Source organism: Telluria sp. AZSoR62, assembly GCF_058111565.1.
Genome location: NZ_JBYTST010000215.1, coordinates 1 through 307 on the forward strand (window position 1 = coordinate 1; position 307 = coordinate 307).

Consider the following 307-nt stretch of genomic DNA (forward strand, 5'->3'; position numbering starts at 1 on the left):
TTCCCCATCGGTGATTCACGAAACGCTCAAAATCCTGGTAAAGCGGAATGTTTTCCACGGTCCTAAGGGAACAGAGCAACCTCCGGAAATTCTTGCCTCATGGCTTGTTTGTGAACTGCGGTCAGAGTTACTGAAGCAATCATGCCTGGCAGCGTTCGCTGTTCAATACCGTCGAATGGCAGTAGATGTTTTTGGCCAGAGCCTGGTCAACGATATTAAAGCAATCGCGCTGGAGGGCTGTTATTCCGGTCACACCCAGGGTGCCGCTGACGCTAGCGCTAAAATCGTTCAATTACTCAAACTGAAC

1 pseudogene is annotated in these 307 nt (G+C 49.8%); it reads left to right on the top strand.

The annotated features are described in order from the left end of the window. Positions 1–307, top strand: a pseudogene (locus AC3XQU_RS23555) (VWA domain-containing protein); the annotation flags it as partial.